Genomic DNA, 13,808 nt, shown 5'->3' with positions numbered 1-13,808 from the left:
CCGCGTTATAAGCGGGCGGCGTGATGCTGAACAAATACCCTCTGTGGAAATACGTACTGATCCTGGCGGTGCTGGCGATCGGTTTTATTTATTCCGCTCCCAATCTTTATCCTGATGACCCTGCGATCCAGATCACTGGCGCCAGCACTTCGCTGCAAGTCAATCAGGCTGACCTGGAACGCGCGAGCAAAGCGCTGACCGACGCGGGCATCCAGGTTAAAGCGGCAACACTGGCGTCTGATGCGAAGGGCGGCTTGCTGCGCCTGACCAAGGCAGAAGACCAATTGCCGGCCAAAGACGTTGTGCGCAAGGCCATGGGTGACGACTACGTTGTTGCGCTGAACCTGGCACAGACCACGCCAAAATGGCTGCGCAGCATTGGCGCGCACCCGATGAAGCTGGGTCTGGACTTGTCCGGTGGTGTGCACTTCCTGCTGGAAGTCGACATGGACAAGGCCCTCGACGCACGCCTGAAGGTCTACGAAGGCGACGTGAAGAGCCTGCTGCGTAAAGAGAAGGTGCGTTATCGCAGCCTGCCGCAGCTCAACGGTGCCATCCAGCTGGGCTTCTCTGACGAAGCTACCCGCGAACAGGCCCGTGCGCTGGTGCGCAAGAACTTCAACGATTTCGACATCGTACCGGCTGACCTGAACGGCCAACCTGTACTGCGTCTGGCGATGACCCCGGCCAAGCTGGCGGAAATCCGCGAATACTCCATCAAGCAGAACTTGACCACGGTACGTAACCGCGTCAACGAGCTGGGTGTGGCCGAGCCGATCGTTCAGCGTCAGGGTGCCAACCGCATCGTGGTTGAACTGCCGGGCGTACAGGACACCGCTGAAGCCAAGCGTATCCTGGGTAAAACCGCCAACCTGGAATTCCGTCTGGCTGCTGAGCCGGGGGCTTCCCGCGCGACTGCCGAAGAATTCGAGTTCCGTGAAGGTAACCGTCCTCCAGCGTTGATCGAGCGTGGCTTGATCATCACCGGTGACCAGGTGACCGACGCCAAGGCGGGTTTTGACTCGCAGCACGGCACGCCTGAAGTGAACATCCGTCTGGATGGCCACGGCGGCGACTTGATGAGCCGCGCCACGCGCAGCAACGTCGGCCGCAGCATGGCGGTGATCTTCATCGAGCAACGTCCGGTTACCACTTACACCAAGCAAGTGGTTGACGGCGTCGAGAAAGACGTGCCGGTGCAAACCTTTAAAGAAGAGAAGAAGATCATCAGCCTGGCGACCATCCAGTCGCCGCTGGGTGCTCAATTCCGCATCACTGGCCTGAACGGCCAGGGCGAATCGTCCGAGCTGGCGCTGCTGCTGCGTGCTGGTGGCCTGGCGGCGCCGATGTACTTCGCTGAAGAACGCACCATTGGTCCGAGCCTGGGTGCCGACAACATCACCAAAGGTATCGACGCAGCCTTGTGGGGCATGCTGTTCGTCTCGCTGTTCATCATCGCCATCTACCGCTTCTTCGGCATCATCGCCACCGTGGCCCTGGCGGGCAACATGGTGATGCTGCTGGCCTTGATGTCGCTGCTGGGCGCTACGCTGACCCTGCCAGGCATCGCCGGTATCGTGCTCACCATGGGTATGGCGGTAGACGCCAACGTACTGATCTTCTCGCGTATTCGTGAAGAGATCGCGGCGGGCATGACCGTACAACGTGCAATCAACGAAGGCTTCGGCCGGGCATTTACCGCGATTCTCGACTCCAACTTGACCACTTTGCTGGTCGGCGGGATTCTCTTTGCCATGGGCACCGGCCCGGTCAAAGGTTTTGCGGTGACCATGTCCCTCGGTATCTTTACCTCGATGTTCACGGCCATCATGGTGACCCGCGCAATGGTCAACCTGATCTTTGGCGGGCGTGACTTCAAGAAGTTGTGGATTTAAGGGGCTGCCATGTTACGTACAATCAACTTCATGGGCGTTCGCAACGTTGCGTTCGGCTTCACCATGGTGCTCACCGTTCTGGCGTTGTTCAGCTGGTTCCATAAGGGCCTGAACTACGGCCTGGACTTCACCGGCGGTACGCTCATCGAGCTGACCTACGAGAAGCCCGCCGACGTCACCCTGGTGCGCAATGAGCTGGTCAAGGCCGGCTATCACGAAGCCATCGTGCAGAGCTTTGGTGCCACTACCGACCTGCTGGTGCGTATGCCTGGCGAAGACCCGCAACTGGGTCACCAGGTAGCCGAGGCCTTGCAGAAGGTCGGCGGCGACAACCCGGCGTCGGTCAAGCGCGTTGAGTTCGTTGGCCCGCAGGTGGGTGAAGAGCTGCGCGACCAGGGCGGCCTCGGCATGCTGATGGCGCTGGCCGGCATCATGATCTACCTGGCGTTCCGCTTTCAGTGGAAGTTCGGCGTCGGCGCCATTGTGTCGCTGATCCACGACGTGATCGTGACCGTGGGTATCCTCGCGTACTTCCAGATCACCTTCGACCTGACGGTATTGGCGGCGGTGCTGGCGATCATTGGTTACTCGCTCAACGACACCATCGTGGTATTCGACCGGGTTCGTGAGAACTTCCGCGTACTGCGCAAGGCGTCGTTGATCGAAAACATCAACGTTTCCACCACCCAGACTCTGCTGCGGACCATGGCGACCTCGATCTCCACGTTGCTGGCGATTGCGGCGCTGATGATCTTCGGTGGCGACAACCTGTGGGGCTTCTCCCTGGCGCTGTTCATCGGCGTTCTGGCGGGCACCTACTCGTCGATCTACATCGCCAACGTGGTGCTGATCTGGCTGAACCTCAACAGCGAAGACTTGATCCCTCCTGCCGCTACCGGCAAGGAGGTCGACGACCGCCCTTGATGGGCGTTTGTTGACACGCTGTTACAAAGAAGGCGCGAGTATTGAACTCGCGCCTTTTTTTTTGCTCCAAGGCTGGGTATAGCGCGGATCGTTCGGTCCGTTTGTGATGGTCAGGAGGTTCAACGTGAACAAGTCGTTGCTGGTTGGTGCGGTATTGGGTGCTGTCGGTGTGACTGCCGGGGGTGCTGTTGCCACCTACAGCCTGGTAAAAAGCGGCCCTGAGTATGCGCAAGTGCTGGCGGTACAGCCGGTGAAAACCCAGATTAAAACCCCGCGTGAAGTCTGCAAAGACGTCGCCGTAACTCGGCAGAAGCCTGTGCAGGATCAACACCAAATCGTCGGCACCGTGGTCGGTGCACTGGCTGGTGGCCTGTTGGGTAACCAGGTCGGTGGCGGTAATGGCAAGAAGCTGGCTACGGTAGCCGGTGCGGTCGGTGGCGGTTACGCCGGTAACAAGGTTCAGGAAGGCATGCAGAACCGCGATACCTACACCACCACGCAAACCCGTTGTAACACCGTCAACGACATTAGCGACAAGGTTGTCGGCTATGACGTGCGGTACACCCTGGATGGTAAAGAAGGTTCGGTGCGTATGGACCGTGATCCAGGTGGTCAGATTCCAGTCGACAAAGAAGGTCGTTTGATTCTGGGTCAGAACCAGCAGTAATTCCAAGTCGGGTGCGGTTCAAAATGTGGGAGCGGGCTTGCTCGCGAAGGCGTAGTGTCAATCAACAGATTTATTGACTGACCCACCGCTTTCGCGAGCAAGCCCGCTCCCACATTGGGTATCGGTTGTAGCTGGAATTGCTGTATCGCCCAAATCCCAGGCATAAAAAAAGCACCCCTCGGGGTGCTTTTTTGTGCTTGCTCGCTTAACGCTTCAGCGAAGCCGGCAGGTGCGGCTGGATCGCCGTCAGTACTGCCTTGAAGCATTTGGTGTTGCCGGCAACTACGTGGCCTTTCTCAAGGAAGTCGTGACCACCGGTGAAGTCGCTCACCAGGCCGCCCGCTTCCTGGATCAGCAGGGCGCCTGCAGCCATGTCCCACTCGGACAGGCCCGACTCCCAGAACGCATCGAAACGACCGGCAGCTACGTAAGCCAGGTCCAGGCTTGCCGCGCCAGCGCGACGGATGCCGGCGGTCTGGCCAACCAGGGCGCGGAACATGCCCAGGTAGTTTTCCAGGTTGTCCATCTGGTCGTCACGGAACGGGAAGCCAGTGCCCAACAGGGCGCCGTCGAGGCTGGTGCGGCCGCTTACGCGCAGGCGACGACCGTTCAGCTGGGCGCCACGGCCACGGCTGGCGGTGAATTCTTCCTGGCGAACCGGGTCCAGCACAACAGCGTGTTCCAGACGGCCACGGTATTTGCAGGCAATGCTCACAGCGAAGTGTGGGATGCCGCGCAGGAAGTTGGTGGTGCCGTCCAGTGGGTCGATGATCCACAGGTAGTCTTCGCCTTCGCCGCTGCCTTTGTGCAAACCGGTTTCTTCACCGAGGATGCCGTGGGTAGGGTAGGCCTTGCGCAGAGCGTCGATGATTTTCTGTTCGGCGGCGCGATCCACCTCGGATACATAATCCTTGGCGTCTTTTTCGTCGACCTTGATGGTATCCAGGCGCTCGATGGAGCGGAAGATCAATTCACTGGCGCTGCGGGCGGCGCGCAGCGCGATATTCAGCATGGGCTGCATGGATGTGTCACCTAAGGTTGTTAAAGAAAGCCGAGCATTCTAGCAGAAACTTTCTTCAGGTGAAGGACGACGTTAGCTTTCATGGCATAACCTTAGGCTGTTCTGTAAGATTTGCTCCCCTTTCCCGTGTCCGAGAGCGCCTCCCTTGCTGCAAAACATTCGTGTCGTCTTGGTCAATACCAGTCATCCCGGCAACATCGGCGGGGTGGCGCGAGCCATGAAAAACATGGGGCTGACGCGCCTGGTGCTGGTCGAACCGCGCGTGTTCCCGCACCACGAGGCCGATGCCCGTGCATCCGGCGCCAATGACATCCTGGAAAAAGCCCAGGTCGTCGCCACGTTGGAAGACGCCTTGGTCGGTTGCAATCTGGTGCTCGGCACCAGCGCCCGTGACCGTCGCATTCCCTGGCCACTGCTGGACCCGCGCGAGTGCGGCACCAAGGTGGTGGAAGAGGCCGCCGGCGGTGCTGAAATTGCCTTGGTATTTGGTCGTGAAGACTCCGGCCTGACCAATGAAGAGCTGCAGCGATGTCATTACCACGTGCACATTCCATCAGACCCTGAGTTCAGCTCGCTGAACCTGGGGGCGGCGGTGCAGGTGTTGAGTTATGAAGTGCGCATGGCCTGGCTGGCCGCTGAAGGTCAGCCGAGCAAGGTTGAAAAGGATGAAGTTGCCTCGACCAAAAGTGGCGAGTTGGCCACCATGGACGAGCTCGAGCGATTCTATGAGCACCTGGAGCAAACCCTGGTGGCCATTGAATTCCTTGATCCGGAAAAACCAAGGCACTTGATGGCGCGCCTGCGTCGCCTGTACGGGCGCAGCTCGGTGAGCCGAGCGGAAATGAATATATTGCGTGGCATCCTCACGGAAACCCAAAAAGCGGCCCGTGGCGAGCTTCTTAAGCGGAAGGATTAAAAATGTTCGAGCGTTTGCGAGAAGATATCCAGAGTGTTTTCCACCGTGACCCGGCGGCGCGCAACGCCTTTGAAGTGCTGACCTGCTACCCCGGCATGCACGCGATCTGGATCCATCGTCTGTCCGGCGCGTTGTGGGGCATGGGCTGGAAATGGCTGGCACGGCTGGTGTCGAACTTCGGTCGCTGGCTGACCGGGATCGAGATTCATCCGGGGGCCAAGGTGGGGCGTCGCTTTTTTATCGACCATGGCATGGGCATCGTGATCGGCGAGACCGCTGAGATCGGTGACGATGTGACGCTGTATCAGGGCGTGACCCTGGGCGGCACCAGTTGGAACAAAGGCAAGCGCCATCCAACCCTGGGTGACGGCGTGGTGGTGGGGGCGGGCGCCAAGGTGCTCGGTCCATTTACCGTCGGCGCCGGTGCCAAAGTCGGCTCGAATGCTGTAGTAACCAAGGCAGTGCCGCCTGGCGCCACGGTTGTTGGTATTCCGGGGCGCATCATCGTGAAGCCGGAAGAAGGCGACGAGCAGGAAGCCAAGCGCAAGGCCATGGCTGAAAAGATCGGCTTCGATGCCTACGGCGTCAGCGAAGACATGCCCGACCCCGTGGCGCGCGCCATTGGGCAGTTGCTTGACCACTTGCAAGCGGTCGACGGCAAGCTGGATGGCATGTGTGGTGCGCTGAAAGAGTTGGGCAGCAGCTACTGTGCGAAAGATCTGCCTGAGCTGCGCGAAGAAGACTTCGCAGAGATCAAGAACGAAACCGCCACCAAGGCTGGCTGAGGTCTCGCATTCGCTGCAAACCCCCTGTGGGAGCGGGCTTGCTCGCGAAAGCGGTAGATCAGTCAAGATATACGGCGACTGACACACCGCTTTCGCGAGCAAGCCCGCTCCCACATTTGAACTTCAGTGTGTCAGGCGGTGCTGGTTGTCTGCTGCTGCTGTTCGATCCCACCCCACCCTGCTATGATTCGCGCGCCCTTTTTACGGGTAATCCTGACTAAAGTACTAGGTCTTATAGTTGACTTAAATACTCGGGAATCGCATACTTGCTCCCATTCTGAAACACCTTGGTACTTGTCCATGAGACTGACTACAAAAGGCCGATACGCGGTAACCGCCATGCTGGATCTGGCCTTGCACGCGCAAACTGGGCCGGTGTCCCTGGCCGATATCTCCGAGCGCCAAGGCATTTCCCTGTCCTACCTCGAACAGCTGTTCGCCAAGTTGCGCCGCAGCAACCTGGTTTCCAGCGTCCGTGGGCCGGGTGGCGGCTACCAACTGTCCCGCGACATGCAGGGTATCCAGGTAGCCCAGGTGATCGACGCGGTGAACGAATCCGTCGATGCCACCAAATGCCAGGGTTTGGGTGATTGCCATGCCGGCGACACCTGCCTGACACACCACTTGTGGTGTGACTTGAGCCTGCAGATCCATGAGTTTTTGAGTGGTATCAGCTTGGCTGATCTTGTGACTCGCCGTGAGGTGCAAGAAGTAGCCCAGCGTCAGGACCAGCGCCGTTGCAATACCAAGGCGCCGCGTCTGGACAAGATTGAAGCGTCCGCCGTCGAGTGACAGCCGCAGAGCTAACGGCACGCCAGCCAGCCTGATTTAGGAGAAAGTCCATGAAATTGCCGATTTACCTTGATTACTCAGCGACCACCCCGGTTGATCCGCGTGTCGCGCAAAAGATGAGCGAATGCCTGCTGGTTGACGGAAACTTCGGCAACCCAGCCTCCCGTTCCCACGTGTTCGGCTGGAAAGCCGAGGAAGCGGTCGAGAACGCTCGTCGCCAAGTCGCTGACCTGGTGGGCGCAGACCCGCGTGAAATCGTCTGGACCTCTGGTGCTACTGAGTCCGACAACCTGGCAATCAAGGGCGCGGCGCATTTCTACGCGACCAAAGGCAAACACCTGATCACCACCAAGATTGAGCACAAGGCTGTCCTCGACACCATGCGCCAACTGGAGCGTGAAGGTTTCGAGGTCACCTACCTCGAGCCAACCACCGACGGTATCGTCACCCCGGCGATGATCGAAGCCGCGCTGCGTGAAGACACCATCCTGGTTTCCGTGATTCACGTGAATAACGAAATCGGCACCATCAACGACATAGCGGCCATCGGCGAGTTGACCCGTTCCAAGGGCATCCTGCTGCATGTTGACGCTGCTCAGTCCACCGGCAAGGTCGACATCGACCTGTCGAAGCTGAAAGTCGACCTGATGTCGTTCTCTGCCCACAAGACCTATGGCCCTAAAGGCATTGGTGCCCTCTACGTCAGCCGCAAGCCGCGCGTACGTATCGAAGCCACCATGCACGGCGGCGGTCATGAGCGTGGCATGCGTTCCGGCACCCTGGCGACCCACCAGATCGTCGGCATGGGCGAAGCCTTCCGTGTAGCCAAGGAAGACATGGCTGCCGAAAACATCCGCATCAAGGCCCTCAGCGATCGCTTCTACAAGCAGGTCGAGAACCTTGAAGAGCTGTACATCAACGGCAGCATGACCGCTCGTGTACCGCACAACCTGAATTTGAGCTTCAACTATGTCGAAGGCGAGTCGCTGATCATGGCACTCAAGGACCTGGCGGTTTCGTCCGGTTCGGCCTGCACCTCGGCCTCGCTTGAGCCTTCGTACGTGCTGCGCGCCCTGGGCCGCAACGACGAACTGGCACACAGCTCGATCCGCTTTACGTTCGGCCGCTTCACCACCGAAGAGCAAGTCGACTACGCCGCGCAGAAAGTCTGCGAAGCCGTCAACAAGCTGCGCGTTCTGTCGCCGCTGTGGGACATGTACAAAGACGGTGTCGATATTTCCAAGATCGAGTGGGCGGCACACTAAATATAGAAGCCGCCACCCAAGCTCTGTAAGAACGTGGCGGAAAACGCAGGCGTTTTTACAGGGTTCCAGAGCGGCCCTGATGAGTGAGGATTCAGTACCATGGCTTACAGCGAAAAGGTCATCGACCACTACGAAAACCCGCGCAACGTCGGCAAGATGAACGCGGAAGACCCTGATGTCGGCACTGGCATGGTCGGCGCTCCGGCGTGCGGCGACGTTATGCGCCTGCAGATCAAGGTCAACGACGCTGGCGTTATCGAAGACGCCAAGTTCAAGACTTACGGCTGCGGTTCCGCCATTGCCTCCAGCTCCCTCGCGACCGAGTGGATGAAAGGCAAGACCCTGGATGAGGCTGTCACCATCAGCAACACCCAGCTGGCTGAAGAACTGGCCCTGCCGCCAGTGAAAATCCACTGCTCGGTACTCGCAGAAGACGCCATCAAGGCGGCCGTTCGCGACTACAAGCAGAAGAAAGGCTTGATCTAAGCATTTGGCGACGAGTAAGGAGTCAACGATGGCTATCAGCATGACAGAAGCGGCTGCGCAGCACATTCGCCGCTCCCTGAATGGGCGCGGTAAAGGTGAGGGGATTCGTCTGGGTGTTCGCACCACGGGCTGTTCCGGCCTTGCCTACGTGCTGGAGTTTGTCGACGAGGTGGTTGCGGAAGACCAGGTGTTCGAAAGTCACGGCGAGAAAGTGATCATCGACCCTAAAAGCCTGACCTACCTGGACGGCACCGAGCTCGATTTCGTCAAGGAAGGGTTGAACGAAGGCTTCAAGTTCAACAACCCCAACGTGCGCGGTGAATGTGGCTGCGGCGAAAGCTTCAACATCTGAGGCTATTCGTGGGTACTCCTTGTCATTTCGCTTTATTCGAGCTGCAGCCGAGCTTTCGGCTGGACCTCGAGCAGCTTGCCACGCGCTACCGAGAGTTGGCGCGTGGGGTGCATCCGGACCGCTTTGCTGACGCTTCCGAGCGTGAGCAACGCTTGGCGCTGGAGCGATCAGCCAGCCTCAACGAAGCCTATCAGACGCTGAAAAACCCGCCTAAACGCGCGCGCTACCTGCTCGCGATGAACGGTGGCGAGTTGCCGATTGAAGTCACGGTGCACGACCCGGACTTCCTGATGCAGCAGATGCAGTGGCGCGAAGAACTCGAAGATTTGCAGGACGAGGCCGATGTGGCCGGTGTCGCAGTCTTCAAGCGCCGTCTGAAAGTGGCCCAGGATGAACTCAACGAAAGCTTCGCAGCCTGTTGGGATGATGCAGCGCAACGTGAACAGGCCGAGCGCCTGATGCGGCGCATGCAGTTCCTCGACAAGCTCTCCTACGAAGTGCGCCAGCTAGAAGAGCGCCTCGACGATTAACCCAGTGCTGCCCGTGCACGCCTGATAGACAGATAAGACCTGATTACCATGGCTCTACTGCAGATCGCCGAACCCGGCCAAAGCCCTCAACCGCACCAGCGTCGCCTGGCGGTCGGGATTGACCTGGGCACCACCAATTCCCTGGTCGCCGCCTTGCGCAGCGGCCTGTCCGAGCCGCTGCCCGACGCCGATGGCCAGGTTATCCTGCCGTCCGCCGTGCGCTATCACGCTGATCGCACCGAAGTCGGCGAGTCGGCCAAGCTGGCGGCGTCTACCGATCCTTTGAATACGGTGCTGTCGGTCAAGCGCTTGATGGGTCGTGGTCTGTCCGACGTCAAGCAATTGGGCGACCAGTTGCCGTACCGCTTCGTTGGCGGCGAATCCCATATGCCGTTCATCGACACCGTCCAAGGCCCTAAAAGCCCGGTGGAAGTGTCGGCCGATATCCTCAAGGTGCTGCGCCAGCGTGCGGAAAAGACCTTGGGCGGCGAACTGGTCGGCGCGGTGATTACTGTTCCTGCGTATTTCGACGACGCACAGCGCCAAGCCACCAAAGACGCGGCGAAGCTCGCCGGTCTGAACGTGCTGCGCCTGCTCAACGAACCGACGGCGGCCGCAGTGGCTTACGGGCTGGATCAGCACGCTGAAGGCCTGGTTGCTATTTATGACCTGGGCGGCGGCACCTTCGATATTTCGATCCTGCGCCTGACCGGCGGTGTGTTCGAAGTGCTGGCCACCGGTGGTGATACCGCCTTGGGCGGTGATGACTTCGATCATGCGATTGCCGGCTGGATTATCACCAGCGCCGGTTTGTCTGCTGATTTGGACCCGGGCGAGCAGCGCAACCTGCTGCAAACCGCCTGTGCGGCCAAAGAAGCGCTGACTGATGCCAATTCTGTCGATGTTTCCTACGGTTCCTGGTCGGCGCAACTGACCCGTGAAGCCTTCGATGCGCTAATCGAGCCAATGGTTGCCCGCAGCCTGAAAGCCTGCCGCCGTGCCGTGCGCGATTCCGGCGTAGAGCTGGAAGACGTGGCCGCCGTGGTCATGGTCGGCGGTTCGACGCGCGTCCCACGGGTGCGCGAAGCCGTTGGTGAAGCCTTTGGTCGCCAGCCGCTGACCGAAATCGACCCGGATCAAGTGGTCGCCATCGGCGCCGCGATCCAGGCCGACACCTTGGCCGGCAACAAGCGCGACGGCGGCGAATTGCTGCTGCTCGACGTGATCCCGCTGTCCCTGGGGCTGGAAACCATGGGCGGCCTGATGGAGAAGGTGATTCCGCGCAACACCACCATCCCCGTCGCCCGCGCCCAGGACTTCACCACTTATAAAGATGGCCAGACGGCCATGATGATTCATGTGCTGCAAGGTGAGCGCGAGCTGATCAGCGACTGCCGCTCTCTGGCACGCTTCGAATTGCGCGGTATTCCGGCGATGGTTGCCGGTGCGGCGAAGATTCGCGTGACCTATCAGGTAGACGCCGATGGCCTGCTCAGCGTGGCTGCGCGTGAACTGGCCTCGGGCGTTGAAGCCAGCATTCAGGTCAAGCCGTCCTACGGCCTGACCGACGGCGAAATCGCCAAGATGCTCAAGGATTCGTTCCAATATGCCGGTGACGACAAAGTCGCCCGCGTATTGCGCGAGCAGCAAGTCGACGCCCAGCGCCTGCTTGAAGCCGTGCAGGGTGCCCTGGATGCTGACGGCGAGCGCCTGTTGGACGCCGAAGAGCGCATGGTCATTGATCTGCAGATGCAGGAATTGGCCGAACTGACGAAAGGCACCGATGGCTACGCCATCGAGCAACAGACCAAGCGTCTGTCGCAAGTGACCGATGCTTTTGCCGCCCGTCGCATGGACCAGTCGGTAAAAGCCGCCCTGGCCGGGCGCAATCTGAATGAAATCGAGGAATAATTAATGCCGCAGGTCATTTTTCTGCCACACGCCGAGCATTGCCCGGACGGTATGGTCGTGGAGGCTGAGACCGGCAAGTCCATCCTCGAAGTTGCCCATGACAACCACATCGAGATCGAAAGTGCCTGCGGCGGTGTCTGCGCCTGCACCACCTGCCATTGCGTGATTCGTGAGGGTTTCAACTCTCTGGAAGAAGCCGATGAGCTGGAAGAGGACTTTCTGGACCGCGCCTGGGGCCTGGAAGCGACTTCTCGCCTAAGCTGTCAGGCCAAGGTTGGGACTGAAGACATCACCGTCGAAATTCCGAAATATTCCCTCAACCATGCAGCCGAAGCGCCGCATTGATTCAAGGAAATGTCATGAGCCTGAAATGGGTTGATGTACAAGAAATCGCTATACAACTTGCTGAAGCTCATCCTGAGGTCAATCCTCTTACTGTGAACTTCGTCAAGCTGCGCAACCTCGTAGTGGCGCTGCCGGAATTCGACGATATCCCGGACCGGGGTGGCGAAAAGGTTCTGGAAGCGATTCAGGGTCTGTGGATCGAAGAAGCAGACGACTGAGCCGCCTTTTTACGCAGTTAGGCAATACCCAATAACCCGCGTATAATTCGCGGGTTTAATTTTTCGTAAATTACCGTTTCTGGAGTTACACCATGGCTGTTCAACGTACTTTCTCCATCATCAAGCCTGACGCTGTTGCAAAAAACGTCATCGGCGAGATCACCACTCGTTTCGAAAAAGCCGGCCTGAAGGTTGTAGCTTCGAAACTCAAGCAACTGTCCAAAGCTGAAGCTGAAGGCTTCTACGCTGAGCACAGCGCTCGTGGCTTCTTCGGCGACCTGGTCTCCTTCATGATCTCCGGTCCTGTTGTTGTTCAGGTTCTGGAAGGCGAAAACGCTATCGCTCTGAACCGCGAGCTGATGGGCGCTACCAACCCTAAAGAAGCAGCTGCCGGCACCATCCGTGCTGACTTCGCTGAATCGATCGACGCCAACGCTGTTCACGGTTCGGACTCCGAAGCCGCTGCTGCTCGCGAAATCTCGTACTTTTTCGCTGCTACTGAAGTAACCGCTCGCTAAGCATCGGCTTAAAGAGTGAGGGTGAATCCATGACTACATCGACTGTAAAAACCAACCTGCTGGGTCTGACTCAGCCGGAAATGGAGAAATTCTTCGACTCAATCGGGGAGAAGCGTTTCCGTGCCGGTCAGGTAATGAAGTGGATTCACCACTTTGGCGTCGACGATTTCGACGCCATGACGAACGTCAGCAAGGCCCTGCGCGACAAGCTCAAGGCCATTGCTGAGGTCCGTGGCCCCGAAGTGGTCAGCGAGGACATCTCCAGCGACGGCACCCGTAAGTGGGTGGTGCGCGTGGCGTCCGGCAGCTGCGTCGAGACCGTGTACATTCCCCAGGGCAAACGCGGCACCTTGTGCGTTTCGTCCCAGGCAGGCTGTGCCCTGGACTGCAGTTTCTGCTCCACCGGCAAGCAAGGCTTCAATAGCAACCTCACCGCCGCCGAAGTCATCGGCCAGGTGTGGATTGCCAACAAATCCTTTGGCAGCGTCCCGGCAACCGTCGACCGTGCCATCACCAACGTGGTGATGATGGGCATGGGTGAGCCGCTGCTGAACTTCGACAACGTGGTTGCGGCCATGCACCTGATGATGGACGACCTGGGCTACGGCATCTCCAAGCGCCGTGTGACCCTGTCGACCTCCGGCGTGGTGCCGATGATCGATGAGCTGGCCAAGCACATCGACGTCTCCCTGGCGTTGTCGCTGCACGCACCCAATGACGCATTGCGTAACCAATTGGTGCCGATCAACAAGAAGTATCCGCTTAAGATGCTGCTCGAATCTTGCCAGCGTTACATGGCGACCTTGGGTGAGAAGCGTGTGTTGACCATTGAGTACACCATGCTCAAGGACATCAACGACAAGGTTGAGCACGCCGTCGAGATGATCGAGCTGCTCAAGAACACCCCGTGCAAGATCAACCTGATTCCGTTTAACCCGTTTCCACATTCTGGCTACGAGCGGCCGAGCAACAACGCCATCCGCCGTTTCCAGGATCAACTCCACCAGGCGGGCTACAACGTCACCGTACGCACCACCCGTGGTGAGGACATCGACGCCGCGTGTGGCCAATTGGTAGGGCAGGTGATGGACCGCACCCGCCGCAGCGAACGTTATATCGCCGTGCGCGAACTTAACGCCGCCGAAGATTTGCCGCAAATTGCTGTGAATCGAATCTGAGAGAG

The 13,808-nt window shown here is 59.0% G+C and carries 16 protein-coding genes; 15 read left to right on the top strand and 1 reads right to left on the bottom strand.

What is annotated here, in order from left to right; genetic code table 11:
- The first annotated feature begins 23 nt into the window (after positions 1-23).
- The 3 genes from secD to HX783_RS12860 all read left to right on the top strand — a co-directional run bounded on the left by secD (position 24) and on the right by HX783_RS12860 (position 3,486).
- Positions 24-1,895 carry a protein translocase subunit SecD gene (secD, locus tag HX783_RS12870; RefSeq protein ID WP_159959681.1) on the top strand — a complete coding sequence of 624 codons (1,872 nt, stop codon included), beginning with the start codon at positions 24-26 and terminating at the stop codon, positions 1,893-1,895.
- Between the two features lie 9 nt (positions 1,896-1,904).
- On the top strand, positions 1,905-2,819 hold the full coding sequence (gene secF / locus HX783_RS12865; RefSeq protein WP_159959679.1) for a protein translocase subunit SecF: 915 nt from the start codon (positions 1,905-1,907) through the stop codon (positions 2,817-2,819).
- 124 nt (positions 2,820-2,943) lie between these two features.
- Positions 2,944-3,486 (top strand): glycine zipper 2TM domain-containing protein, encoded by a 543-nt coding sequence (locus HX783_RS12860; protein WP_053257883.1) that lies wholly within the window; start codon positions 2,944-2,946, stop codon positions 3,484-3,486.
- Positions 3,487-3,691: 205 nt separating this feature from the next.
- On the opposite strand, the gene suhB is transcribed toward HX783_RS12860, so the two are convergent.
- A complete protein-coding gene (gene suhB, locus HX783_RS12855) occupies positions 3,692-4,507 on the bottom strand; it encodes an inositol-phosphate phosphatase (RefSeq protein ID WP_003175971.1) in 816 nt (271 codons plus the stop codon).
- Positions 4,508-4,652: 145 nt separating this feature from the next.
- Between suhB and trmJ the strand changes: the two genes are divergently transcribed.
- The 12 genes from trmJ (at position 4,653) to rlmN (ending at position 13,803) form a co-directional block, all read left to right on the top strand.
- Positions 4,653-5,423 carry a tRNA (cytosine(32)/uridine(32)-2'-O)-methyltransferase TrmJ gene (gene trmJ, locus HX783_RS12850; RefSeq protein ID WP_003210307.1) on the top strand — a complete coding sequence of 257 codons (771 nt, stop codon included), beginning with the start codon at positions 4,653-4,655 and terminating at the stop codon, positions 5,421-5,423.
- 2 nt (positions 5,424-5,425) lie between these two features.
- Positions 5,426-6,208 (top strand): serine O-acetyltransferase, encoded by a 783-nt coding sequence (gene cysE, locus HX783_RS12845; RefSeq protein ID WP_177017095.1) that lies wholly within the window; start codon positions 5,426-5,428, stop codon positions 6,206-6,208.
- A 300-nt stretch (positions 6,209-6,508) separates the two neighbouring features.
- Positions 6,509-7,000: a Fe-S cluster assembly transcriptional regulator IscR gene (iscR, locus tag HX783_RS12840; RefSeq protein WP_003194020.1), complete on the top strand. Its 492-nt coding sequence runs from the start codon at positions 6,509-6,511 to the stop codon at positions 6,998-7,000.
- Positions 7,001-7,050: 50 nt separating this feature from the next.
- On the top strand, positions 7,051-8,265 hold the full coding sequence (locus tag HX783_RS12835) for an IscS subfamily cysteine desulfurase (RefSeq protein WP_017135944.1): 1,215 nt from the start codon (positions 7,051-7,053) through the stop codon (positions 8,263-8,265).
- 99 nt (positions 8,266-8,364) lie between these two features.
- Positions 8,365-8,751 (top strand): Fe-S cluster assembly scaffold IscU, encoded by a 387-nt coding sequence (gene iscU, locus HX783_RS12830; protein ID WP_003175965.1) that lies wholly within the window; start codon positions 8,365-8,367, stop codon positions 8,749-8,751.
- Between the two features lie 28 nt (positions 8,752-8,779).
- Positions 8,780-9,103 carry an iron-sulfur cluster assembly protein IscA gene (gene iscA / locus HX783_RS12825; RefSeq protein ID WP_003175963.1) on the top strand — a complete coding sequence of 108 codons (324 nt, stop codon included), beginning with the start codon at positions 8,780-8,782 and terminating at the stop codon, positions 9,101-9,103.
- An 8-nt stretch (positions 9,104-9,111) separates the two neighbouring features.
- The gene (gene hscB, locus HX783_RS12820; protein WP_177017094.1) at positions 9,112-9,633 is read left to right on the top strand and encodes a co-chaperone HscB; all 522 of its coding nucleotides are present in this window, start codon (positions 9,112-9,114) and stop codon (positions 9,631-9,633) included.
- 48 nt (positions 9,634-9,681) lie between these two features.
- Positions 9,682-11,544, top strand: coding sequence for a Fe-S protein assembly chaperone HscA (gene hscA, locus HX783_RS12815; protein ID WP_177017093.1), 1,863 nt, complete (start codon positions 9,682-9,684; stop codon positions 11,542-11,544).
- A gap of 3 nt (positions 11,545-11,547) precedes the next feature.
- The gene (gene fdx, locus HX783_RS12810; RefSeq protein ID WP_015885743.1) at positions 11,548-11,889 is read left to right on the top strand and encodes an ISC system 2Fe-2S type ferredoxin; all 342 of its coding nucleotides are present in this window, start codon (positions 11,548-11,550) and stop codon (positions 11,887-11,889) included.
- 14 nt (positions 11,890-11,903) lie between these two features.
- Positions 11,904-12,107 carry a Fe-S cluster assembly protein IscX gene (iscX, locus tag HX783_RS12805; RefSeq protein WP_177017092.1) on the top strand — a complete coding sequence of 68 codons (204 nt, stop codon included), beginning with the start codon at positions 11,904-11,906 and terminating at the stop codon, positions 12,105-12,107.
- Positions 12,108-12,199: 92 nt separating this feature from the next.
- Entirely contained in the window at positions 12,200-12,625 is a 426-nt protein-coding gene (gene ndk, locus HX783_RS12800) for a nucleoside-diphosphate kinase (RefSeq protein WP_083356869.1), read from the top strand.
- 29 nt (positions 12,626-12,654) lie between these two features.
- Positions 12,655-13,803, top strand: coding sequence for a 23S rRNA (adenine(2503)-C(2))-methyltransferase RlmN (rlmN, locus tag HX783_RS12795; protein ID WP_177017091.1), 1,149 nt, complete (start codon positions 12,655-12,657; stop codon positions 13,801-13,803).
- The last annotated feature ends 5 nt before the right edge of the window (positions 13,804-13,808 follow it).

It is taken from the genome of Pseudomonas sp. D2002, assembly GCF_013385735.1.
Classification (GTDB): Bacteria; Pseudomonadota; Gammaproteobacteria; order Pseudomonadales; family Pseudomonadaceae; genus Aquipseudomonas.
This window is presented reverse-complemented; position numbering and strand designations above follow the sequence as displayed.